Source organism: Streptomyces sp. NPDC056347 (genome assembly GCF_042262625.1).
GTDB lineage: Bacteria > Actinomycetota > Actinomycetes > Streptomycetales > Streptomycetaceae > Streptomyces.
Map to the genome: position 1 here is coordinate 1 of NZ_JBHJQP010000130.1, position 23,376 is coordinate 23,376.

18 protein-coding genes and 1 pseudogene are annotated in these 23,376 nt (G+C 72.5%); 12 read left to right on the forward strand and 7 right to left on the reverse strand.

Going from position 1 to position 23,376, the window contains the following annotated elements; all coding sequences use genetic code 11:
* Window positions 1-350 precede the first annotated feature (350 nt).
* The gene (locus tag ACFCV8_RS25865; RefSeq protein WP_376687833.1) at window positions 351-761 is read left to right on the forward strand and encodes a hypothetical protein; all 411 of its coding nucleotides are present in this window, start codon (window positions 351-353) and stop codon (window positions 759-761) included.
* 483 nt (window positions 762-1,244) lie between these two features.
* Here ACFCV8_RS25865 and ACFCV8_RS25870 read toward each other — a convergent pair.
* Window positions 1,245-1,520, reverse strand: a pseudogene (locus ACFCV8_RS25870) (transposase); the annotation flags it as partial.
* A 390-nt stretch (window positions 1,521-1,910) separates the two neighbouring features.
* On the opposite strand from ACFCV8_RS25870, the gene ACFCV8_RS25875 reads away from it, so the two are divergent.
* Window positions 1,911-2,261 (forward strand): peptidase inhibitor family I36 protein, encoded by a 351-nt coding sequence (locus tag ACFCV8_RS25875; RefSeq protein ID WP_376687834.1) that lies wholly within the window; start codon window positions 1,911-1,913, stop codon window positions 2,259-2,261.
* A 292-nt stretch (window positions 2,262-2,553) separates the two neighbouring features.
* Window positions 2,554-3,399: a hypothetical protein gene (locus ACFCV8_RS25880; protein ID WP_376687835.1), complete on the forward strand. Its 846-nt coding sequence runs from the start codon at window positions 2,554-2,556 to the stop codon at window positions 3,397-3,399.
* Between the two features lie 67 nt (window positions 3,400-3,466).
* Here the strand turns inward: ACFCV8_RS25880 and ACFCV8_RS25885 are convergent, their stop codons facing one another.
* Entirely contained in the window at window positions 3,467-4,261 is a 795-nt protein-coding gene (locus ACFCV8_RS25885) for an alpha/beta fold hydrolase (RefSeq protein WP_376687849.1), read from the reverse strand.
* A gap of 159 nt (window positions 4,262-4,420) precedes the next feature.
* Between ACFCV8_RS25885 and ACFCV8_RS25890 the strand changes: the two genes are divergently transcribed.
* Window positions 4,421-5,029, forward strand: a complete 609-nt coding sequence (locus ACFCV8_RS25890; RefSeq protein ID WP_376687836.1) for a TetR/AcrR family transcriptional regulator — start codon at window positions 4,421-4,423, stop codon at window positions 5,027-5,029.
* Between the two features lie 133 nt (window positions 5,030-5,162).
* On the opposite strand, the gene ACFCV8_RS25895 is transcribed toward ACFCV8_RS25890, so the two are convergent.
* The gene (locus ACFCV8_RS25895) at window positions 5,163-5,801 is read right to left on the reverse strand and encodes an HAD family hydrolase (protein WP_376687837.1); all 639 of its coding nucleotides are present in this window, start codon (window positions 5,799-5,801) and stop codon (window positions 5,163-5,165) included.
* Between the two features lie 122 nt (window positions 5,802-5,923).
* Here ACFCV8_RS25895 and ACFCV8_RS25900 point away from each other — a divergent pair, with 122 nt between their 5' ends.
* The 4 genes from ACFCV8_RS25900 to ACFCV8_RS25915 are packed head-to-tail and all read left to right on the forward strand — an operon-like array spanning window position 5,924 to window position 9,985.
* Window positions 5,924-6,934 carry a FecCD family ABC transporter permease gene (locus tag ACFCV8_RS25900; RefSeq protein WP_376687838.1) on the forward strand — a complete coding sequence of 337 codons (1,011 nt, stop codon included), beginning with the start codon at window positions 5,924-5,926 and terminating at the stop codon, window positions 6,932-6,934.
* Window positions 6,931-8,019 (forward strand): FecCD family ABC transporter permease, encoded by a 1,089-nt coding sequence (locus ACFCV8_RS25905; RefSeq protein ID WP_376687839.1) that lies wholly within the window; start codon window positions 6,931-6,933, stop codon window positions 8,017-8,019. The genes ACFCV8_RS25900 and ACFCV8_RS25905 overlap by 4 nt, the downstream gene beginning before the upstream one ends.
* Complete coding sequence (locus ACFCV8_RS25910) at window positions 8,016-8,918, forward strand: ABC transporter ATP-binding protein (protein WP_376687840.1); 903 nt, start codon at window positions 8,016-8,018, stop codon at window positions 8,916-8,918. Before ACFCV8_RS25905 ends, ACFCV8_RS25910 begins: the two co-directional genes overlap by 4 nt.
* Before the next feature lie 53 nt (window positions 8,919-8,971).
* Window positions 8,972-9,985: an ABC transporter substrate-binding protein gene (locus tag ACFCV8_RS25915; protein ID WP_376687841.1), complete on the forward strand. Its 1,014-nt coding sequence runs from the start codon at window positions 8,972-8,974 to the stop codon at window positions 9,983-9,985.
* Between the two features lie 363 nt (window positions 9,986-10,348).
* Here ACFCV8_RS25915 and ACFCV8_RS25920 read toward each other — a convergent pair whose 3' ends face one another.
* A complete protein-coding gene (locus ACFCV8_RS25920; RefSeq protein WP_376687842.1) occupies window positions 10,349-11,404 on the reverse strand; it encodes a hypothetical protein in 1,056 nt (351 codons plus the stop codon).
* Between the two features lie 75 nt (window positions 11,405-11,479).
* Between ACFCV8_RS25920 and ACFCV8_RS25925 the strand changes: the two genes are divergently transcribed.
* Both ACFCV8_RS25925 and ACFCV8_RS25930 read left to right on the forward strand, forming a co-directional pair.
* Window positions 11,480-13,945 carry a helicase-associated domain-containing protein gene (locus tag ACFCV8_RS25925; RefSeq protein WP_376687843.1) on the forward strand — a complete coding sequence of 822 codons (2,466 nt, stop codon included), beginning with the start codon at window positions 11,480-11,482 and terminating at the stop codon, window positions 13,943-13,945.
* 195 nt (window positions 13,946-14,140) lie between these two features.
* On the forward strand, window positions 14,141-15,784 hold the full coding sequence (locus ACFCV8_RS25930) for a DNA repair helicase XPB (RefSeq protein WP_376687844.1): 1,644 nt from the start codon (window positions 14,141-14,143) through the stop codon (window positions 15,782-15,784).
* Window positions 15,785-15,794: 10 nt separating this feature from the next.
* Here ACFCV8_RS25930 and ACFCV8_RS25935 read toward each other — a convergent pair whose 3' ends face one another.
* Both ACFCV8_RS25935 and ACFCV8_RS25940 read right to left on the reverse strand, forming a co-directional pair.
* The gene (locus ACFCV8_RS25935; RefSeq protein WP_376687845.1) at window positions 15,795-16,016 is read right to left on the reverse strand and encodes a hypothetical protein; all 222 of its coding nucleotides are present in this window, start codon (window positions 16,014-16,016) and stop codon (window positions 15,795-15,797) included.
* Window positions 16,017-16,261: 245 nt separating this feature from the next.
* Window positions 16,262-17,221 (reverse strand): pyridoxal-phosphate dependent enzyme, encoded by a 960-nt coding sequence (locus ACFCV8_RS25940; protein WP_376687850.1) that lies wholly within the window; start codon window positions 17,219-17,221, stop codon window positions 16,262-16,264.
* 574 nt (window positions 17,222-17,795) lie between these two features.
* Here ACFCV8_RS25940 and ACFCV8_RS25945 point away from each other — a divergent pair.
* The gene (locus ACFCV8_RS25945) at window positions 17,796-19,892 is read left to right on the forward strand and encodes a HelD family protein (RefSeq protein ID WP_376687846.1); all 2,097 of its coding nucleotides are present in this window, start codon (window positions 17,796-17,798) and stop codon (window positions 19,890-19,892) included.
* Window positions 19,893-20,106: 214 nt separating this feature from the next.
* Here ACFCV8_RS25945 and ACFCV8_RS25950 read toward each other — a convergent pair whose 3' ends face one another.
* Window positions 20,107-20,796, reverse strand: a complete 690-nt coding sequence (locus tag ACFCV8_RS25950) for a copper homeostasis protein CutC (RefSeq protein WP_376687847.1) — start codon at window positions 20,794-20,796, stop codon at window positions 20,107-20,109.
* Window positions 20,797-21,043: 247 nt separating this feature from the next.
* On the opposite strand from ACFCV8_RS25950, the gene ACFCV8_RS25955 reads away from it, so the two are divergent.
* Window positions 21,044-23,329, forward strand: a complete 2,286-nt coding sequence (locus ACFCV8_RS25955) for a heavy metal translocating P-type ATPase (RefSeq protein WP_376687848.1) — start codon at window positions 21,044-21,046, stop codon at window positions 23,327-23,329.
* Window positions 23,330-23,376: the final 47 nt, after the last annotated feature.

Genomic DNA, 23,376 nt, shown 5'->3' on the forward strand with positions numbered 1-23,376 from the left:
TACGCGAACTGGAAACACACGGCTACCTCAGCCGCACCCGCGAACGCCTCCCCGACGGCCGGGTCGTCACCCGGACCTGCTCGTACAACCAACCGCTGGAGCCGAAGGCCCGCATCCGCCGCCCGGACCCCCGCCGCCGGGTCCAGCCGCCCGCCCCTCCAACTCCTCCCGCGCCGCCGGCTCTTCCTGCACCTCCGCCTCTTCCCGCACCTCGGGCTCTTCCTGCACCTCCGCCTCCTCGCGTTCCTCCCACCCATCCGGCCCCCATGCCGCCCTCACCGCCTGACCCGACCGTCCCGGCGGCGCCTGCCCCTGCCGCTCCTGCCCCAACTGGCCCCGCAGCACCGCCCGTGCCATCGCCCGGCGCGTCGCTCCCCCGCCCCCGCAACCCCCGCGACCCGCACCCCCACGACGAACCGCACCCCAAATTCACCCAGGCCGCCGCAGCCCTGCTCTCCGGCCTCCACCACCACGCACCACACCTCATCCTCACCGAGAAAGAAATCACCCTCCTCACCCCCATCACCGCCACCTGGTTCGAACGCGGCGCCACCCCCACCACCCTCCGCCACACCCTCACCAACGACCTCCCCCAACCCCTCAAACACCCCGCCAAACTCCTCCGCCACCGCCTCAACGCCTACCTCCCCACCCCACCCACACCCGTCACACTCGTCGACCCCCTCCAGAACTGCGACAACTGCGACCGCGCCTTCCGCGCCCCCACCCCCGGCCACTGCGCCGAATGCAGGTGGAGTTAGAACCCCTATCGGAATGCGGTTCGGCCGAGGGGCCTGCTGCCAGAAGTAGGTGTGGAGTTGCATGGCAGGATCCGGCTGTGACGTGTGACGTGTGTGGACACGAGATGCGGCAGGCGCCGGTAGCGGAACCGCAAGCGGCGTGGGACTTGCCGGTGAAGGAGCGGTGGTTCTGCTCCTGGTGCTACGCGTGGACCGAGCTGGGACATGATCCCCATGAGGTTTCACGGCCGCAGTACCAGCCCGTGTACGGGCGCTGGGAGCGGGCAGAATCACCGAGCCTCCCTGAGAACGTGGCCCATGCCTATGACACGGCCTACGCCTACACGGGTTCCGGCGCGACCCTGTGCGGCATAGAACACGAGGGTCTCTCGGTCTCTCCGTACTGGTGGGTGCCGGATCGGAGCAACGCGTGTGGCGCCTGCAAGGAGGCCGCGGCCGTCATCGACCAGCGCTGGCCATGGGAAATGCGTCGCGGGAATCGTGTTAATCCCGCGCCTCCCCCCGGATCCTGCTGGCCCCCCTTCTAGGTTGCCCGCGCAACGACCTGAGCCGCCTCCAGCAGATCAACGCACACGCGAGTCCGAGGAAGGCTTCGTGGATGTCGTCGCGTATCTCCCAGCGGATGCGTAGACGGCGGAACCAGTGCAGGTGGGCGAACGCGCGCTCTACGACCCAGCGCTGAGTGCCCGGGCCGGAGCCGTGCTCGGTGCCACGGCGAGCGATCACTGGCTTCACCCCGAGGTCCCGGACCGGGCGGCGGCAGCACGAACAGGATGCCCTGGAACACCAACCGGTCCGGATGCCGCTTGCGCCCAGGGTGCCGGGTCCGGCGCTCAACCCTGGGCAGTAGCGGCTCGATCACCGCGCACAGTTCGTCGTCGATTTCCTACGGCTTCGGCCGCGCCACCGCACAGCTCCGGATCAGGAGTCCCGGAGTGATCCAACCACTTCGAAGATCGTTTCGTTAGGGGTTCTTACGGGAGACCCCGACGCCTTCGTGGAAGCCCCGAGCCCAACGTTTTGGCTCGGACCACAACGTTGTACAGCCGCCGCCCGTCCCGCCGCATGCTGATGCCACGAGCACAACAGGCGTAAGCGGAAAAGGGGAAGGTCATCACAAAGAACCTGCGGAGGATCGCGGCCGCGGCCGTGGCATCTCTGAGCCTGGCCGCGGTGGGCCTCACGACCGCACCGTCCGCTTCAGCAGCGGTGGGCGACTGCCCGCGCGCGTACGTATGCGTATGGGACAACGGGAACTACTCCGGCGCCCCGAAGTGGAAGTCGATGGGCGACCTGTCGAACCTATGGTCGGCCAACGGCCTGTCCATCGTCAACAACGGGGTGGCTTACCCCGGTGGAGACCACATCCGCTACAAGCTCACGCCGCAAGTCGGCCCGAGCGAATCGGGCTGCCTCCACTACCCGCCGGACTCCAACAAGACCGCGTTCACTGGAACCAGGGTGACCCTGGACTACGCCAAGTGGGGCGCAGAGTGCTGACCGGCTGAAACCGCGCACGACAGGTGAGGACTCCCGCAGGGACACGGCGTCCCTGCGGGAGCCCTCGCCTTTCCGTCGTGGAAGTCCCTGACGTTCGGTCCGGGCAGCACCTCCCGGAAGATATCGACGCCGCCCCTCAGTTGACTCGGGCCCCCGAATTCTTCAACAACCCTCAAGCGGCCCAGAAAGCACTGACCTTGCATAACGGAACACATCAGTGACATACAACCTACTCGCTGTCAGCCCTTTGCCTCCCACTCTGATCACCCGTGCACTCGCATCATGCTTGCGGGTGGAATCACGCTCCGTCGATGTTGCCGGTATCGACGGAGACCAGGAGAGCCGCAACTGGGATGCTGTCGTACTCTGCGACTACGCCCGTCTTCTTGGCGACGTTTCGCTCTCCCTGGATGTCTTCATCCAGGATTTCGCCCCTCACAGGCCGACAGAGCCGGAATTCTCCTCCTCCTTCGCCGCAACGACCCAGTCCTTGGTCCTTTATCCCGCCGAAGAGGACATTCCCAGCGCATACTGGCTGGTGACCCCGACCGGTTCGACGACCCGCGCCCGACTTCTTTCGTCGGACGACGAGCAGCCCCGCTACTCCCTCGACGCCGTCGAAGCCGCCGTCCCTCAGCTCCCTGACGTTCGCGTCATCCAGCTTCCTGAAATCGCCCGCGAACAACACATCTCCACACCTGTTACTTCGGAATTCATTCAGACAGCCTCCCGCTTACGGGAATCAAGCGAAATGACGGAGCATTTCGACTTCGCCGACGAACCGGGATCTCCTGCATACAGCGCTCGAACTTGCCTCGCTGAGTGGGAAAGAATGGTGCGTCGCATGGAATCCTGCTGGCGTCCGACCGGAAAGTATCCGGTCGGACTCTACTCCGAGGCCCTGCTTTCACGAGATCTCATTGAAAAGATCTCCGAGCAACTCCCCGAATCCATGGCCGACCTTTTGCGTGATTCCACCCGCAAGGTCGACGATAAATTCATGGAGTGCACCGTCCGGGACGATCGATGGGCATCGGTTTCGGAACTCCCGAAACCTCTCGCCGAGCCCGGAGAATCCAATTGGTGGTGGCTCCGGAAACCTCGCAACCCACCGTGGGAAAGAAATAGGCCGCAGTGAGGAGTCGGTAAAAGCCCACGGAGGCGGGAACGGGGGCGGGAACGGAGGCCGGAACGGCCGGGAGGGGTCAGGCGGTGAAGAAGGCGGCGAGGGCCGGGGCCAGGGTCTTGGGGGCGATGGTGTGTTCCTCGCCCGGGAAGACCCGCAGCGTGAAGTTGTCGCCCGCCTCGGCGAGTTCGCGCGCCCCGGTCAGGATGTGCGGGGCGCCCGCGTCACCGCTGGCGACGAGGACGGGGGCGGCCACGGAGGCCCAGCGGTCGAGCGGCAGGGGGCGGCCGGACATGGTGTCGCCCATGACCCGGCCGTCGTAGGGGAGGGTGCGGGCGACCGCCGCCATGCCCGCCCAGAACGGGGCCTGCCGCATGCCCGCCACGGCCTCGGCGGGCATGCCGATCGCCGCCGTCATGAAGTAGGCCGCGGCATCCCCGTACGCCTCGCGGCCCACCAGCTCCGTCAGGTGCTCCACGTAGTCGGCGGGCAGCGGCGGGCGGCTGTCGTCGGTGATGAACGGCGGCTCGTACAGCGCGAGTCGGGACACGGCGCTGCCGGCGGCGGTGGCCTCCAGGGCGAGGACGGCACCCGAGGACATGCCGAAGACCATGGCCGACCCACCGCCCGGCCCCCCGATCAGCGCGTCGAGGTCCTCGATCTCGCGCCGCACGTCGTACGTCGGGGCGTCCCCGCTGTCACCGCGTCCCCGGCGGTCGTACGTGATCACCGTGAAGCGCTCGGCCAGCAGACCGGCGAGCTCGGCGGAGTCGCCGCGCGTCATGAAGGCGCCGCCGACGAGCACCACCGCCGGGCCCGAGCCCTGCCGTTCGAAGGCGATGGCCGTGCCGTCGGCCGAGAACACCTGGTCCATGTCCATGCGGAACCCCCATTGACGTGCGGTGCGGGGCAGAATCCCCGCGACTTCGGAACTGGACGGTACGGTACTCACAGCGGTACTGGTCAGTCCAGTACCCTCCCCGGAGGACGGGGAACGGGGAGTGGCGGAGTGGACCGAGAGAGGGAGCCGACGATGGACAGCCGGTCAGAGCGCAAGCACCGGGCGATCCTGGACGCCGCGACCACCGTGTTCCTCGACAAGGGGTATTCGGGGACGAGCATGGACGACATCGCGAAGCGTGCCGCGGTGTCCAAGCAGACCGTCTACAAGCACTTCGCCGACAAGGAGAAGCTGTTCGCGGAGATCGTGCTGGCCACCACCCATCGCGTCGACGCGATGGTCGACCTGGTGGCCGACATCCCCACCGAGGCCGACGCCCTGGACGAGAACCTGACCCGCCTCGCCCGCCAGTTCCTGACGACCCTCACCCAGCCCCAGGTGATCCAGCTGCGCCGCCTGATCATCGCCAACGCCGACACCTTCCCGGAGCTGGGCGCGGCCTGGTACGAGCAGGGGTTCGAGCAGGTCCTGGCCACCCTGGCGGACACCTTCCGGCACCTGACCGAGCAGGGGCTGCTCAAGGCCGACGACCCGGCGCTGGCCGCCCACCACTTCGCCGGACTGCTGCTGTGGATCCCGGTGAACCAGGCCATGTTCCACGGTGCCGCCCGGCACAGCGAGGCCGACCTCGACCGGTGGGCCGTCGGCGGCGTCCGCGCCTTCCTCGCCGCCTACGCCTGAGCCGCGCGCGAATCCCCGCGCCGGCGACTCCGTGCCGGAAACCCTGTGCCGGACCGGAAGCCCTGTGCCGGAAACCCCGTACTGGTAGCCCCGCGCCGGCGGCTCCGTACCGGTACCGCCGTGCAGGTGCGGCCTACGCCCGGACCTCGTACGTCCTCAGCCAGGCCGGGAAGTCGGCCAGGGACGAAAGGACGACGTCCGCGCCCTCCTCGCGGAGTTCCCGGGCGTCGCAGGGGCCCGTGGTGACGCCGACCGAGAGGGCGCCCGCGGTACGGGCGCCGCGTACGTCGCCGGTGTGGTCGCCGACGTAGACGTGCGCGCCGTGCTCGCGCAGGGCGTGGGCCTTGGCCTCGGCCCACAGGCCGCCGATGACCGCGTCGGGCTCGATGCCGAGGTGGGTCAGGTGGAGCTGCGCACTCGGGCCGTACTTGGCGGTGACGACCACGGCCCGGCCACCCCGGGCGCGGATCGCCTCGACCGACTCGCGGGCGCCCGGGAGCGCCGGGGTCGGGGCTATGGCGTACGTGGGGTAGAGGGCGCGGTAGCGGTCGGCGACGGCGGGCACGGCATCGGCCGGGAACCAGTTCCGCAGTTCGTCCTCGACCGGCGGGCCCAGCCTGCTCACGACCAGGTCGGCGTCGATCGGCGTGCCCGTCTCGGCGGAGAGCGCCATATAGGTGGCCTTGATGCCGGGGCGGGAGTCGATGAGGGTCATGTCGAGGTCGAAACCGACCGTCAGGGGGCGCGGGGGGTGCGAAGGCATGTCGTCCATTGTCACCGAATGCCCGAGTCGGGTGCGGGCCGACGGCCCCGGAACGGCGGTGCTTAGACTTAGCCAAGGCTTACCTTTGCGATGTTCTCAGCCGTTCGTTCCTTGCCACTTGATTGGGTCCGATGTCAGCCGCCGCTCCACGCCGCTCCAGACGCGCTCTCGCGACGGCGGCGGCCGTCGCGGCGCTGCTGGTGGCGGTTCTCCTCAGCCTGGCCGTGGGGGCCCGTTCCATACCCCCGGCCGAAGTCTTCGACGCCCTGCTGCACGGCGGGCACTCCGACAACGCCGAAGTCGTACGGAACATGCGCGTGCCGCGCACCCTGATCGGTCTGATGGTCGGCGTCGCGCTGGCCCTCGCCGGGACGGTGCTCCAGGGCATCACCCGTAACCCCATCGCCGACCCCGGCATCCTCGGGGTCAGCCAGGGCGCCTCGGTGGGGGTGGTGCTGGCCATCGCGTTCGCCGGGGTCCACACCCTGACCGGGTACGTGTGGTTCGCCTTCGCGGGGGCGGCGATCGCCTCCGTCGCGGTGTACGCGGTCGCGTCGAGCGGGCGCGGCGGTGCCACGCCGGTGAAGCTCGCGCTCGGCGGGGCCGCCATCAACGCGCTGCTGGTCTCGGTGACCTCGGCGGTGCTGACGACGAAGGCGTCCGCGCTCGACGAGTTCCGCTTCTGGCAGGTCGGTTCGCTCGGCGGGCGCGAGGCCGTGGTGGCGGGCCAGATCTGGCCGTTCCTGCTGGTCGGCACGGTACTGGTGGTGTCCGTGGCCCGTGGCCTGGACGCGCTGGCGCTCGGCGAGGACGTCGCGAAGGGGCTCGGGCAGAACGTCGCGACGGTGCGGATCGTCGGCGGCATCGGCGCCACCGTGCTGGTCGGGGTCGGGGTCTCGGCGGCCGGGCCGATCGCGTTCATCGGGCTCGCCGTCCCGCACATCGCCCGCGCCGTCGTCGGCACCGACCACCGCTGGGTGCTGCCGATGGCCGCGCTGATCGGGCCCGTGATGCTGCTGGTCTCCGATGTGATCGGCCGCGTCGTCTTCCCTCCGAGCGAGGTCCCGGCGGGCGTGATGACGGCGCTGATCGGCGTCCCGTTCCTGGTCACCCTCGTACGCCGGAAGGCGGTGCCCGCATGAGTGCCGAGACCGCGGAGCGGGTACGCGTGCGGCCCGCCGGGTACGCCGTCGTACGGGTCGGGGCGCGGGGACGGTTCCTGCTGCACCGGCGGGCCGCACTGGTCGCCGCCGCGCTGGTGGTGGCGCTGGCCGTCGTCTGCGTCGCGTACCTCTGCGTCGGCGAGAGCTTCGTGGCGCCCGGCGAGGTCGTGAAGGTGCTGCTGGGGCGGCCGTCCCCGGACGAGCTGGTGGTGGGCACGCTGCGGCTGCCCCGGATGACGACGGGGCTGCTGGTCGGCGTCGCCTTCGGGATCGCCGGGGCGCTGATCCAGACCGTCGCCCGCAACCCGCTCGCCAGCCCCGACATCATCGGGATCAGCCAGGGCGCGGGCGCGCTCACCGTCGGCGCGATGACCTTCGGCATCACCTCGTACACGGTGCTGCCCTACCTCTCGGTGATCGGCGGGGTGCTGGCGGCGGCGCTGGTGTACGTCTTCGCCTGGCGCGGCGGGCTGCACGCCACCCGCTTCGTCCTCATCGGCATCGGCTTCGCGGTCGCGCTGCGCTCGGTCACCACCCTGTTCCTGACGAAGGGCGACTACCTGGTCGCCCAGCAGGCCAAGATCTGGATGACCGGTTCGCTCAACGGCCGCGGCTGGGCCGAGGCGACGCCGCTGCTCTGGACGCTGCTGGTCCTGCTGCCCGCCGTGCTGTGGGCGGCCCGCGCCCAGCGCACCGTCTCGATGGACGACGACACCGCGACCGCGCTCGGGGTGCGGCTCGGGCGGGTACGGCTGGGGCTGGTCGCGCTCGGCGTCGTCCTGGCGTCGGTGGCGACCGGGACGGCCGGGCCGGTGGACTTCGTGGCGCTGCTCGCCCCGCAGATCGCCCGCCGGATGACCCGTACCGCGCAGATCCCGCTGCTCTGCTCGGCGCTGCTCGGCGCGGTCATCGTGGTGTTCGCGGACCTGCTGGCGCGCAGGCTCTTCTCACCCACCGAGCTTCCGGTGGGCGTACTGACGGCGGCGGTCGGCGCCCCGTATCTGATCTGGCTGATCATCCGCGGTCAGGGTGGCGGCCGCGGCCGCAGTGGAGGTACAGCATGACTTCGACCCGTACGACGTCCGAGGCCCCGGACCCGGCCGCGGACCCGGCCGCGGACCCGGCTACGGACCCGGCCGCGGGGACCGGCCGGCTCACCGCGCGGGGGCTGACGCTCTCGTACGAGGAACGCACGGTCGTCCACGAGCTGGACCTCACCGTGCCGGACGGGCGGGTCACGGTCATCGTCGGCCCGAACGCCTGCGGCAAGTCGACCACCCTGCGCGCACTCGGCCGCCTCCTCAAGCCGCGCGGCGGGGCGGTCCTCCTCGACGGCACCGAACTGTCGAAGATCCCCACCCGGAAGATCGCCCAGTCGATCGGGCTGCTGCCGCAGACCCCGGTGGCCCCGGAGGCGATCACCGTCAGCGATCTCGTCGCGCGCGGGCGCCAGCCCCACCAGCACTGGTGGCAGCAGTGGTCGGACGAGGACGAACGCGCGGTGACGGACGCGATGGAGCGTACGGACATCACCGCGCTCGGCGAGCGGTCCGTGGACGAGCTGTCCGGCGGACAGCGCCAGCGGGTCTGGATCGCGATGGCGCTCGCCCAGGAGACCGACCTCCTGCTGCTCGACGAACCGACCACGTACCTCGACATCGCGCACCAGGTGGAGGTCCTGGACCTGGTGCGCCGCCTCACCGCCCCGGCGGCCGACGGCAGCCGGGGGCGGACCGTGGTCACCGTGCTCCACGACCTCAACCAGGCCGCCCGGTACGCGGACCACCTGGTCGCCATGAAGGCGGGCCGGATCGTCGCCGAGGGCCGCCCGGCGGACGTCGTCACGGCCGGACTCGTACGCGAGGTCTTCGGCCTGGAAGCGGTGATCGTCCCGGACCCGGTGACCGGTTCGCCGCTCGTGGTGCCGGGCGCGCCCTGGCAGCCCGGTCCTGCGGCCGGCTGACGTCCGCCCCGCCTTTTCCTTCCGCTCTCCCGCTCCTTCACGAAAGGCAGCCCATGACCGCCACCACCTTCCTCCGCCGTCGCGGTGTCGCGCTCGGTGCGCTCTCCCTGGCCGGTGCGCTCACCCTCTCGGCCTGCGGTTTCTCGGAGTCCGGCGGGAGCGCGAGCGGCTCCGGCCCGGGCGGTTCGGGTTCCGGTTCGGGTTCCGGTTCCGCGCGGACCCACACCGTGAAGACGGCCATGGGCGACGTCGACGTCCCCGTGCACCCGAAGCGTGTCGTGGTCCTGGACACCGGTGAGCTGGACTCCGCGCTCACCCTCGGGGTGCGGCCGGTGGGCGCGACGCACTCGGCGTCGGAGGACGGCTTCCCGTCGTACCTGCCCGCGAGCGGGACGAAGGGCATCGAGGAGGTCGGCGAGATCGCCAACCCCGACCTGGAGACCGTCGCCTCGCTGAAGCCGGACCTGATCCTCACCAGCAAGGTCCGCGACGGCGACCGTTACGAGCAGCTGCGGGCGATCGCCCCGACCGTGATGACGGAGTCCACCGGTACGGCCTGGAAGGAGAACTTCCAGCTGCACGCGGAGGCGCTCGGCAAGCAGGCCGAGGCGAAGAAGGCCGTCGCCGCGTACGACGCCCATGTCGCGAAGGTGACCGAGGCGATCGGCGGCCCGAAGAAGGCCGCCGCCACCGAGGTGAACTTCGTCCGCTTCGTCGAGGGCGCCGACATCCGGATCTACGGCAAGCAGAACTACATCGGCTCGATCCTCGCCGACCTCGGGGTGGGCCGCCCCGCGATCACCGACAAGGCCAAGGACGGCTTCTCCTACGACGTGTCGCCCGAGAAGATCGACCTGGCGGACGCGGACGTCGTCTTCACGTCGACGTACGGCGACCCGGCGAAGGCGGGCACGGACAGGACGATCAACAGCGGGTTGTGGAAGAACCTGCGGGCCTCGAAGAACGGCAAGGTCTTCAAGGTCGACGACCGGCTGTGGATCGCCGGCATCGGCTACACGGCGGCCGACCGGATTCTCGACGAGTTCCAGGCGAAGATGACCGGCTGAGACCCCCGCCGCGGCTCGAGCCTGCGCCGCCCGTACCTACGGGCAGAAGCCGGCTGCTACCTGCTGCGGCCGGGACCACCGGTTGCGGCCGGAACTGCCGATTACGGCTGCAACCGGTGGTACGGCCGTAACCGGTGGTACGGCCGTAACTGCCGATTGTGGCCGGGACTGCCGGTTGTGGCCGGGGCCACTGGTGATGGCGGGGGCCCGGGTTACGACCGGAGCCACTGGTTATGGCGCGGGCCCGAGTTACGACCGGAGCCACCCGTTACGGCCGGGGCCTGAGCTGCAAGCGGGGCGGGCCGACCGTTACGGCCGAGCCGCCCGTCACGGCCGAGCCGCCCGCCCCGACCTCGGCCCGCGCTACGACCGGGGCCTCCGCGCGCGCCACACCAGGTAGAGCGCGGAGGCGACGGCCGCTCCCCGTACCGCCCAGGGCCAGGTCTCGTCGATCGCGGCGTTCAGCTGACCAGCGGCTACGGGCTCGCCCCAGCGGCCCTCGCTCCGGCCCCACAGCCAGAGCAGCGCGCCCGCCGCGACCGTGCCCGGCAGCCCCATCGCGGCCCACTTCGCCTCCGCGCGGGAGAGGGCGCGCGAGCTGTACGCGAGGAGCCAGCCGCCCGCCAGGGCCAGCCAGGAACCGGTCACGGCGCCCGCCGCCAGGAGCAGCGCCGCGAGCAGCAGCATCGGGTGGTTGAAGCCGCGACCGGGCGCCCGGTCCTCGCGCGGGGCACGGCGGACGAGCCGCGGGAGACGGCGACGCCGCTTCCCGGCGGGGGCTTCCTCCTCGGCCCCTTCCGTCTCCTCCGCTTCCTCCGTCCCGGCCGCCTCCTCCTCCGCGGCTTCCGCGCCGGGTTCGGCGGGCGGGAGGGGCCCGCGCAGCATGGCCGGGATCTCCACCCCGCCGGTGAACCCGGGTACGTCGACGCCCCGCCCGAACGGCGTCTGCTCGACGCGCCACCAGTCGGGCTCGCCCCGGGAGGGGCCCAGCTCGTCCGTACCGGCCCGGTGCGGTGGCAGGGGGCCCGGTTCCTCGGCGGGCTCCGGCGGTGCTCCGGTGTCCGCCGCCGGGCGGGGGGCCTCCTTGCGGAGCAGCCCGCGGCGCGGGCGTGGAACGGCTGGTTCCGGCTCCTGTTCCGGTGCCGGGGGCTGCGCCGGGACCCCCGCCGGGGCCTGCGCCACGCCGTCGCCCGAACCGGCTGCGGCGGCCACCAGTTCGTCCGGCGAACCGAGGCGTCCGATGATGCGGCGGACCGCCGCCGGGCTGTCCCCGGCCACCTTTCCGCGCTGCCGGTCGATCTCGCCCCTGAGCGTCGCCACCAGCCGCATCCGGTCCGCCGAGGCCAGCTGTTGCTGCTGCGCCAGGTCCCCGACCCGGCTCAGATAGTCGTAGACCAGCTGGTCGCTCTCGATCCCCACGTGATCGTCCCCTCCTACCGCCCTGCACCGACGGTAGCGCCCTCGGGCCTGTCCGGAGCGGCTACCGTGGGACGGATGGGGATGACCACACCACCGCGGACGCTCGCCGAAGCACTCCGTGCCCGGGACGACGCGTCGCTGGCGGCACTGCTGCGGGCCCGCCCCGACCTCCTGAGCCCGGTGCCCGGCGACATCACCCAGCTCGCGACCCGGGCCGGTACGCGCGCCTCCGTCGTCCGCGCGCTGGAACGGCTGGACCGGTTCGCCCTCCAGACCGCCGAGGCGCTCGCGGTGGCCGCCGAACCCGTCCCGTACGCGACCCTGCTCGCCCTGCTCACGGGCGACGAACCGGGCGGTGAACCGGGCGGCGCGGATGTCGGCGAGGCCGTCGCCGACGCGCTCCCCCGCGCCCTGGCCACCCTGCGCGAGCAGGCCCTGGTCTGGGGCGGGGACGACCGGATGCGGCTGGTCCGTACGGCCCGCGAGATCCTCGCCCCGTCCCCGCAGCACGCCTCCCCCACCGGTCTCGGGCCGACCGTCGCCGAGGCGACCTCCGGGATGTCCCCGGGCCGTCTCCAGGAGATCCTGACCGCCGCCGGGCTGCCCGCCACCCACGACCCGGTCTCCGCCGTGCACGCCCTGACCTCGCTCTTCACCGACCGGGCCCGAATGGGCGCGCTGCTGGACACCGCCCCCGCGGAGTCCCTGACCGTGCTGGACCGGCTGGTGTGGGGGCCGCCGTACGGGGAGGTCACCTCGAACCCCACCCCTCCCGTGACCTGGCTGCGCGACCGCGGGCTGCTGCTGCCGGTGTCGGCCCGCACGGTGGTGCTGCCCCGCGAGGCCGCCCTGCATCTGCGGGCCGGGCGCGCCCACCGCGTACCGGAGCCCGAGCCGCCCGTCGTGGCGGCCGTCACCCGCCGCGATCCACAGGCTGTGGACAGCGCCGCGGCCGCCCAGGCGTTCCTCGCGGTGAGCACCGTCGAGGAGCTGTTGAAGAACTGGGACGGCGGCGGGCCGCCGATACTGCGGGCCGGCGGGCTCAGCGTCCGCGAGCTGAAGCGGGCCGCCACCGCCCTGGAGGTCCCCGAGCAGGTCGCCGCGTTCTGGACCGAACTGGCCTACGCGGCCGGGCTGCTGGCCTCCGACGGCGAGGCCGACGAGCGGTACGCCCCGACCCCCGCGTACGACGACTGGGCCGCCCTTCCCACCCAGGAGCGCTGGGCGGCCCTGGTCACCGCCTGGCTGCCCGCCACCCGCGTCCCCGGACTGGTCGGCGGCCAGGACTCCAAGGGGCGCGCGATGGCCGCGCTGGGGTCCGGGCTCGACCGTTCCGCCGCCCCCGAGGTGCGCCGCCGGGTCCTCGCCCTCCTCGCCGGGCCGGAGCCCGGCACCGTCCCCGACCCGGAGGCCGTCCTCGCCCGGCTCCGCTGGGAACGCCCGCTGCGCGGCGCCGCGTCCGAGCACGGCACCGCCGGCACCGCCGACCTGCGGTCCCGGATCGCCCTGTGGACGCTCGACGAGTGCGAACTGCTCGGCGTCACCGGCCGGGGCGCGCTCGCCACCCACACCCGCGCCCTGCTGGACGGCGGGCCCGACGAGGCGGCCGCGCTGCTCGCCCCGCTCCTCCCCGAGCCGCTGGACCACGTACTGCTCCAGGCCGACCTGACGGCCGTCGCCCCCGGCCCCCTGGAACGCCCGCTGGCGGAGGCGCTCTCCGTCCTCGCCGACATCGAGTCGAAGGGCGGCGCGACGGTCTACCGCTTCACCCCGGGCTCGGTGCGCCGCGCCCTGGACGCCGGGCAGTCCGCGGCCGACCTGCACGCCTTCCTCGCCGCCCACAGCCGTACGCCCGTGCCGCAGCCGCTCAGCTATCTCGTCGACGACATCGCACGCCGCCACGGCCACCTGCGGATCGGCGCCGCCTCCTCGTACGTGCGGTGCGACGACGAGGCCGTACTGAACGAGATCCTCGCCGACAAGCGCTCCGCCACGCTGCGCCTGCGCCGCCTCGCCCCGACGGTCCTGGCCGCGCAGGCCGACCCGGCCTCGCTGCTCGAAGGGCTGCGCGAGATGGGCTACGCCCCGGCCGCGGAGTCCGCCGACGGCGACGTCCTGATCACCCGGGCGGGCAGCCGCCGCACCCCGCCGCGCACGGCACCGGCCCCGGTGCCCGAGGGCCCGCCCGTACCGGACCCCACCCTGCTCGACGCGGCGGTCCGGGCGATCCGCGCCGGGGACACGGCCGCCACGGTGGCCCGCAAGGAGACCCCGGAGTCCCCCGCCGGCACGCCCGGCGCCCTGCCCCGCACCGGCTCCGCCGAGACCCTCGCCACCGTCCAGGCCGCCGTGCTGACCGGCTCGGCGCTCTGGATCGGCTACGTGAACGCGGACGGCGCCGCCAGCCAGCGGGTCATCGCCCCGGTCCGTGTCGAGGGCGGCTTCGTCACCGCGTACGACCACACCGCCGACGAGGTCCGCACCTACCCCCTCCACCGCATCACCGGCGTCGCCGAACTCGCGGACGACGCGACGGCGTGACCACGTCGCACGGCCCCGTCCGCCGGGGCTCCCCGGGAAGCCCGGCCCCGTCGACCGGGCCCGGATTCCCGGCACCCCCGCGACCGGTCCCAGGCAGGGCATCGAACCGGGCGGCGGGCCCGTTTCCGCTCCGATGCGGCACACTGGACGTTTGGCCTCATCCTTGGCCGCACCCCGTAGAAAGGGCCGCCGCGCGTGACCGGACCTCTCATCGTCCAGAGCGACAAGACGCTGCTCCTCGAAGTCGACCACGACCAGGCCGACGCCTGCCGCCGGGCCATCGCGCCGTTCGCCGAGCTGGAGCGGGCACCGGAGCACATCCACACCTACCGGCTGACCCCGCTCGGACTGTGGAACGCCCGGGCCGCCGGGCACGACGCCGAGCAGGTCGTCGACGCCCTCGTGCAGTACTCGCGCTACCCGGTGCCGCACGCGCTGCTCGTCGACATCGCCGAGACGATGGCCAGGTACGGCCGCCTCACGCTTTCCAAGCACCCGGTGCACGGGCTGGTGCTGACCTCGACCGACCGGCCGGTGCTGGAGGAGGTGCTGCGCTCGAAGAAGGTGCAGCCGCTGGTCGGGGCGCGGATCGACCCGGACACCGTGGCGGTGCACCCCTCCGAGCGCGGGCAGATCAAGCAGACGCTGCTGAAGCTGGGCTGGCCCGCCGAGGACCTCGCGGGTTACGTCGACGGCGAGGCGCACCCGATCGAGCTGGCCGAGGACGGCTGGTCGCTGCGGCCGTACCAGCAGCAGGCCGTCGAGGGCTTCTGGCACGGCGGCTCGGGTGTCGTCGTACTGCCCTGCGGTGCGGGAAAGACGCTGGTCGGGGCGGGCGCGATGGCTCAGGCCAAGGCGACCACGCTGATCCTGGTGACGAACACGGTCTCGGCCCGGCAGTGGAAGCACGAGCTGGTGAAGCGGACCTCGCTGACCGAGGACGAGATCGGCGAGTACAGCGGGACCCGCAAGGAGATCCGGCCGGTCACGATCGCCACGTACCAGGTGCTGACCACCCGCCGGAAGGGCATCTACCCGCACCTGGAGCTGTTCGACTCCCGGGACTGGGGGCTGGTGATCTACGACGAGGTGCATCTGCTGCCCGCGCCGGTCTTCAAGTTCACCGCCGATCTCCAGGCGCGGCGGCGGCTCGGTCTCACCGCGACGCTGGTGCGCGAGGACGGCCGCGAGTCGGACGTGTTCTCGCTGATCGGGCCGAAGCGGTTCGACGCCCCCTGGAAGGAGATCGAGGCGCAGGGCTACATCGCGCCCGCCGACTGCGTCGAGGTGCGGGTCAACCTGACGGACTCCGAGCGGCTCGCGTACGCGACCGCCGAGGCCGAGGAGAAGTACCGGTTCTGTGCGACGACGGCGACGAAGCGGAAGGTGACGGAGGCGCTGGTACGGCGGCACCGCGGCGAGCAGACCCTGGTCATCGGGCAGTACATCGACCAGCTGGACGAGCTGGGTGAACATCTGGACGCTCCGGTGATCAAGGGCGAGACGAGCAACGCGCAGCGCGAGAAGCTCTTCGACGCGTTCCGGTCGGGCGAGATCAGCGTGCTGGTGGTCTCGAAGGTCGCGAACTTCTCCATCGACCTGCCGGAGGCGACCGTCGCCATCCAGGTCTCGGGAACGTTCGGCTCCCGCCAGGAGGAGGCGCAGCGGCTGGGCCGGGTGCTGCGGCCGAAGGCGGACGGGCACGAGGCGCGGTTCTACTCGGTGGTCGCGCGCGACACGATCGACCAGGACTTCGCGGCGCACCGCCAGCGCTTCCTGGCCGAGCAGGGGTACGCGTACCGGATCGTCGACGCCGACGAGCTGCTGGCGGACAGCTGAGGCGGCGCCCTCAGCGGGCGTGATGGTGGTGGGCGCCGGTTCTCACGTCGCGGTTGCGGGGGCCGGTCTCCTCGGCGTACTCGCCGAGCACGGCCACGTCGAAGGCGGCGCGGACGAAGACCTTGACGGCGCGTACCGCATCGCCGAGGCGGTGGGTACGGAGGTGGCCGGTGGCCGCCGTCGCGCCGTGCGCGGGGCCGGTCCTGCGGGGGTTCAGGGTCAGGGTGCTCATGTGTTCCATGGTGCTGCGCCCGGCCCGGAACGGGTATCGGTCCGGGGGTGGAATCCGGGTGGACCCCGGGCGGACCCCGCGTCGCCCCAGGGGTGTACGCGCCTCCACCCGGTCCCCTACGGGGTGGAGGCGCGTACGGCGTACGGCCCCGTCGTGTTCTTCGTGGTCCCGCGAGAGGCGCCGGTCCCAGGGCCCGGGGACCGGGGCTGTGCGCCGCCGGTCGGGAACGTGCCGGGCCCGTGCGGTCAGCGCAGCCCGAAGCGTCCGGCCCAGGCGGCCACGTCGGCGGTCGTCGTGTTGCCGCCGCAGACCACCAGGCCGATCCCGGCCCCCTCACCGACGCGCTCCAGTACCCGGCGTGCCGCGGGCAGCAGGCACCCGGCGGCGGGCTCGGCCCAGACCTTGGCGTGGTCGGCCAGATCGAGGGTGCCCTGGACGGCCTCCGCGTCGGTCACCGTGAGCACGTCCGTGACCAGCGCCGAGACGTGCTCGTAGGTGAGCTGGGAGGCGCTGGGGGCGCTCAGTGTCGAGACGATCGAGGACAGTTCGACCGGCACCGGCCCGCCGGAGGCCAGGGCCTGCGACATCGCTTGCGCGCCCTCGGTCTCCACGCCCCAGATCCGTACCCCCGGGCGGCGCGCGTGCAGCGCGGCGGCGACCCCGGAGATCAGTCCCCCGCCGCCGATACTGACGAGTACGTCGGTGAGTTCCCCGGCGTCCTCCGCGAGTTCCAGGCCGACCGTGCCCTGGGCCGCGATGACGACGGGATCGTCGAAGGGGTGGACCGGGGAGAGTCCCTTGGCCCGGAAATCGTCCACGAGGGCGAACGCCTCGTCCATGGTGTCGGCGAGGACGACGCACGCTCCGGCGGCCTCCGCGACGGCCACGGCCCGGCCCGGGGCGGACCGCGGCATGACGACGGTCGCCTCGATGCCCAGCGCGCCGGCCATGACCGCGGTCGCGATGCCGTGGTTACCGCCGCTGACCGCCACGACACCGGCGGCGCGTTCGGCCTCACCGAGCGCGAGCAGCTTCGCCGTCGCGCCACGCGCCTTGAACGAGCCGGTGCGCTGCAGGAGTTCCAGCTTCGCGGTGACCGGCGCGCCCAGGAACGCGGAGAGCCCGGGGCTCGGCACGGTCGGGGTCCGTACGACGTGTCCGGTGATCCGCTCGGCGGCGGCTTCCACGTCCGCGACAGTAACCAGCACATTCGCCTCCGTCACACGATCCGAGCCGCGGTGACCGGGGACCCCGTCGTCCGCGGCGCGGAAGCCGCGGCCACGCGGCACCGAATCCCGCGCGCGGTGGGATCGACCGGGCGGCAGTTCGATCACCCTACGCCGCCGCGAATCCCGCCGGCCCCGTCCGCGGCTTCCTGTCCTGCGGTCGCGGCCGCGATGGGAGGGGGTACGGGTCGGTGTGATCGGGGATCGGCGCTTCGCGCCCGGCGGGAACAGCCGTCCGGTGGGAACAGCCATGGGGTGGGAACAGCCATCCGGTGGGAACAGCCATGGGGAGAGCGCCACCCGTAATGCGTTGGCCCCAACCGGGCCCGGTGGATACAATCGCCGGTCTGCCCGCCTCCCGCACCGTGGTACCGGCGGCCCCGAGGGGTCCGTTCCGGCAGCCGGGGGAGCGCCGCCGACCGGACGGAAACCGGTCGACACCCCGACGCGCACCCGTTGCGCGTACCCGTGATCGATCCCGCAGCGGACCGCATCGCCCCCGAAGGGCGCGGAGCGGTCCGCCGTCCTGCGTTGAAAAGCCGGAGGCAACACCGTGCCCGCGCACGAACTCGAGAACGACAGCACCACCACCACCGATCCGCTGGCCCGCGAACGCGCCCACCTCACCGCGTCCCGTGCCGCGCTGCGGGCCATGCGCGAGGACGCCCAGGCCCTGGACATCCGCGACGTGACCGCGAACTGGGTCAACGCGGCCGTCCTCCAGGCCCAGATCGACGAGCGGATCAAGTCGCTCGCCGACCTCGCCCACACCCCGCTCTTCTTCGGGCGGCTGGACTACCTGCACCGGGTCGGCGCCGAGCAGGCGGAAGGGGCGGAGGGGGAGCAGTTCTACATCGGCCGCCGCCATGTGCACGACGCGGGCGGCGACCCGATGGTCATCGACTGGCGCGCCCCCGTCTCGCAGCCCTTCTACCGGGCGTCCCGCAAGGACCCGCAGGACGTCGGGCAGCGCCGCCGCTTCGGCTACACCGGCGGCGAGCTGACGGCGTACGAGGACGAGCACCTGACCGACCCGGCGGAGGCCGAGCAGACCAGCAGGCTGCTCCAGGCGGAGATCGAGCGCCCGCGCGTCGGCCCGATGCGGGACATCGTCGCGACGATCCAGCCCGAGCAGGACGAGATCGTCCGCAGCGGGCTCGGCGGGACGGTGTGCGTGCAGGGTGGTCCGGGCACCGGGAAGACGGCCGTGGGCCTGCACCGGGTGGCGTACCTGCTGTACGCGCACCGGGAGCGGCTCGCCCGGACCGGGACGCTGGTGATCGGGCCGAACCGGTCGTTCCTCCAGTACATCGAGCAGGTGCTGCCGGCCCTCGGCGAGCTGGCGGTGGAGCAGTCGACGGTGGACGACCTGGTGGCGCCCGCCGGTATCGAGGTGCGCGGTACGGACACGGCCGGGGCGGCCGTCGTCAAGGGTGACGCCCGGATGGCCCAGGTGCTGCGGCGGGCGATCCGTTCGCACGTGACGCCGCCCGAGGAACCGGTCGTGGTGGTGCGCGGCTCGCGGCGCTGGCGGGTGCCCGCGTACGAGATCGCCGGGATGGTCGAGGAGCTGCTGGCCCGGGACATGCGGTACGGGGCGGCCCACGAGGCGCTGCCGCAGCGCATCGCGCACGCCGTGCTGGTCCGGATGGAGGAGGCGGGCGAGGCCCCGGACGACCGGGTGCAGAACGCGGTGGCCCGCAATCCCGCGGTGAAGGCGGCGGTGAAGGCGATCTGGCCCGCCGTGGACCCGGCGAAGCTGGTGCTGCGGCTGCTGTCGGACGCGGAGTTCCTGGCCGCCCACGCGGAGGGGCTGCTCGACGCGGACGAGCAGAAGGCGGTGCTGTGGGTGAAGCCCGCGCGGAGCGTGAAGTCGGCGAAGTGGTCGGCGGCGGACGCGGTGCTGATCGACGAGGCGAACGACCTGGTGGCGCGGACGCATTCGCTGGGCCATGTGGTGCTCGACGAGGCGCAGGACCTGTCCCCGATGCAGTACCGGGCGGTGGGCCGCCGCTGCACGACCGGTTCGGCGACGGTGCTGGGCGATCTGGCGCAGGGCACGACACCGTGGTCGACGGCGAGCTGGGCGCAGGCGCTGCACCACCTGGGGAAGCCGGACGCGGTGGTGGAGGAGCTGACGGCGGGCTTCCGTGTGCCGCGCGAGGTGATCGCGTACGCCTCCCGGCTGCTGCCGGTGATCTCGCCGGGGCTGGCGGCGGTGGAGTCGGTGCGTGAGTCGCCGGGTTCGCTGGAGGTGCGGGCGGTGGACGGTGCGGAGGCACTGGACGCGGCGGTGGTCGCGGCGTGCGAGGAGTCGCTGGCCCAGGAGGGGTCGATCGGCCTGATCGCGGCGGACGCCCGGATTCCGGCGCTGGCGCGGGCGTTGGAGGCGGCGGGGCACGCGTACCTCTCGCCGGGTGAGGAGACGACCGCCGCGTCCCGGCTGACGCTGGTGCCCGCGTCGCTGGCGAAGGGCCTGGAGTACGACTACGTGGTGCTGGACGAGCCGGCCGCGGTGGTCGACGGCGAGGCGGACACCCGGACGGGGCTGCGCCGGCTGTACGTCGCGCTGACGCGTGCGGTGTCCGGGCTGACGGTGGTGCACGCGGCGGAGCTGCCGGAGGAGCTGGCGGTGCCCGTGGCCGCGTGAGCGCGGGCGGGGAGGCCCGGGCCTCCCCGCCCCCGTACGCGCCTCCCGGACGCGGCTCCGATACACGCCTCCCGGACGCGGCTCCGTTACGCGCCTCCCGTACGCGGCTCCGTTACACGCCTCCCGTACGCGGCTCCGTTACACGCCTCCCGTACGCGGCTCCGTTACGCGCCCCCGTACGCGGCTCCGTTACGCGCCCCCGTACGCGGCTCCGTTACGCGTCGAGCACCGTGCGCCACTCGCGTACCGCCGCCGCGTCCACCGGGCCCGACCAGCCGTGCGGGCGGGCGGCGCCGCCGATGTGCACGGCGTCGATCCCGGCGGCCAGCAGCTCGGGCAGGTGCTCCAGACGCAGGCCGCCGCCCACCAGGATCCGCGCCTCGTAACCGGGCTCGCCCTTGCGGGCGGCCTCGGCCAGCAGGGTCGGGATGCCCTCGTCGACGCCCTTCGCCGAGCCCGCGGTGAGGTAGGTGTCCAGGCCGGGCATGTCCGCCAGCCGCTTGCGCAGCGCGTCCCGGTCAGTGGCCCGGTCGATCGCGCGGTGGAAGGTCCAGGGGGCGCCGTCCAGCTCCGCGATGAGCCGCTCGACGGCTACCAGGTCCGGCCGCCCCTGGTCGTCGAGGAAGCCGAAGACGAATTCCTCGGCGCCCGCCGCACGCAGCTCGTGGGCCTTGGCCACCAGCACCTCGATGTCCCCGGCCGCGAAGCCGTCCGCCGCCCTGAGCATCACCCGCAGCGGGATGTCCACCGCTGCCCGGATCTCCGCGAAGGTCGCACAGGACGGGGTCAGGCCGTCCGCCGCCATGTCGGTGACCAGCTCAAGCCGGTCCGCACCACCCGCCTGGGCCGCGACCGCGTCCTCCGCGTCGAGAGCGATCACCTCCAGGACTGCACGGTTGCTCATGGAATCCCAATCATCCGGAGACAGCAATAGGTCTAGTCCAATGACCACCCTACGGGTCAGTACACCGAGGGCGCAGCCTCAATGCCAGCCGAAGATACGCGAGGCCGGCCGCATGCCCGGTGACCGAACGCACACGTTCCGGACTCGCGCGCCGCACCGCCCTTGCGTTTCATAGGGGAGGGGGGTATACATGAGTCAGCAATGCATACCCCCCAGGGGTATCAACGTCACGGTCAGGGAGGACAACGTGTCCGCGCACATCGCCACACCAGGCACCGACACCGGCACCGCCGCAGAGGTCGAGCTCGCGATCGGCGGCATGACCTGCGCCTCCTGCGCGGCCCGTATCGAGAAGAAGCTCAACCGGATGGACGGCGTCACCGCCACCGTCAACTACGCCACCGAGAAGGCCAAGGTCAGCTACCGGGGCGAGGACGTCTCCGTACAGGACCTGATCGCCACCGTCGAGAAGACCGGCTACACCGCGCAGGAGCCCGCTCCCCCGGCCGCCACCGCCTCGGCGGACACGCCCGAGGGCGGCGCCGAGGGGGCCGACGAGCTGCGGCCGCTGCGTCAGCGGCTGCTGACCGCCGTCGCGCTCGCGGTGCCGGTGATCGCGATGTCGATGATCCCGGCGCTCCAGTTCGACTACTGGCAGTGGCTCTCCCTGACGCTGACCGCCCCGGTCGTCACGTACGCCGCCTGGCCGTTCCACAAGGCCGCGTTCACCAACGCCCGGCACGGCGCGGCCACGATGGACACGCTGATCTCGGTCGGTACGTCGGCCGCGTTCCTGTGGTCGCTGTGGGCGCTGTTCTTCGGCACGGCGGGCATGGTCGGCATGACGCACCCGTTCGAGCTGACCATCGGCCGGACCGACGGCTCCGGGAACATCTACCTGGAGGCCGCCGCCGGAGTCACCGCGTTCATCCTGGCCGGACGCTACTTCGAGGCCCGCTCCAAGCGGAAGGCGGGCGCGGCGCTCAAGGCACTGCTGGAACTCGGCGCCAAGGAGGTCACCGTGATCCGCGGCGGCCGCGAGGTGACCGTGCCGACGGCCGATCTCCAGGTCGGTGACCGCTTCCTGGTCCGCCCCGGCGAGAAGATCGCCACGGACGGCACCGTCGTCGAGGGCGCCTCGGCCGTGGACGCCTCGATGCTGACCGGCGAGTCCGTGCCCGTGGAGGTCGGCGTCGGCGACTCGGTCACCGGGGCCACCCTCAACGCGGGCGGCCGGCTCGTCGTCGAGGCCACCCGGGTCGGCGCCGACACCCAGCTCGCCCGGATGGCGAAGCTCGTCGAGGACGCCCAGAACGGCAAGGCGGCGGCCCAGCGCCTCGCCGACCGGATCTCCGCCGTCTTCGTCCCCGTGGTCATCGCCCTGGCGCTCGGCACGCTCGGCTTCTGGCTGGGCAACGGCGCGGGCCTGACGGCCGCGTTCACGGCCGCCGTGGCCGTACTGATCATCGCCTGCCCCTGCGCCCTGGGCCTCGCCACCCCGACCGCCCTCATGGTCGGCACCGGACGCGGCGCCCAGCTCGGCATCCTCATCAAGGGACCCGAGGTCCTGGAAACCACCCGCCGCGTCGACACCATCGTCCTCGACAAGACCGGCACCGTCACCACCGGCCGCATGACCCTCCTCGACGTCCACACCACCGACACCACCACCGAGAACGAAGTACTCCGCCTCACCGGAGCCCTCGAACACTCCTCCGAACACCCCATCGCCCAGGCCGTCGCCACCGGCGCCACCGACCGCACCAAGTCCACCCTCCCCACCCCCGAGGACTTCGCCAACATCCCCGGACTCGGCGTCCAGGGCATCGTCGAGGGCCACGCCGTCCTGGTCGGCCGGGAGCAGCTGCTGGCCGAGTGGGAGATCCACCTGCCGGTGGAGCTGGCCCGGCTCAAGGCCGCGGCCGAGGCCGCGGGCCGGACGGCCATCGCGGTCGCCTGGGACGGCGAGGCACGGGCGGTGCTCGAGGTCGCCGACGCGGTGAAGGACACCAGCGCCGAGGCCATCAAGCGGCTGCGGGCCCTGGGGCTCACCCCGATCCTGCTGACCGGCGACAACCGGGCGGTGGCCGAGTCGGTCGCGGCCGAGGTCGGGATCGACACGGTGTACGCGGAGGTCATGCCCGAGGACAAGGTCGACGTCGTCAGGAAGCTCCAGGCGGAGGGCCGTTCGGTCGCCATGGTCGGGGACGGGGTCAACGACGCCGCCGCCCTCGCCCAGGCCGACCTGGGCCTCGCGATGGGGACCGGCACGGACGCCGCGATCGAGGCGGGGGACCTGACGCTGGTCCGCGGCGACCTGCGGTCCGCGGCGGACGCCATCCGGCTGTCGCGCAAGACCCTCGGCACGATCCGCACCAACCTGTTCTGGGCCTTCGCCTACAACGTCGCCGCGCTGCCGCTCGCGGCGGCCGGGCTGCTCAACCCGATGATCGCGGGAGCCGCGATGGCGTTCTCCTCGGTCTTCGTGGTCGGAAACTCGCTGCGACTGCGGGGCTTCAAGGCCGCTTCGTAGCCGCTGCCGCCGCTCCGTGACGCGGCCTGCCGGGAGTCCAACAGGGC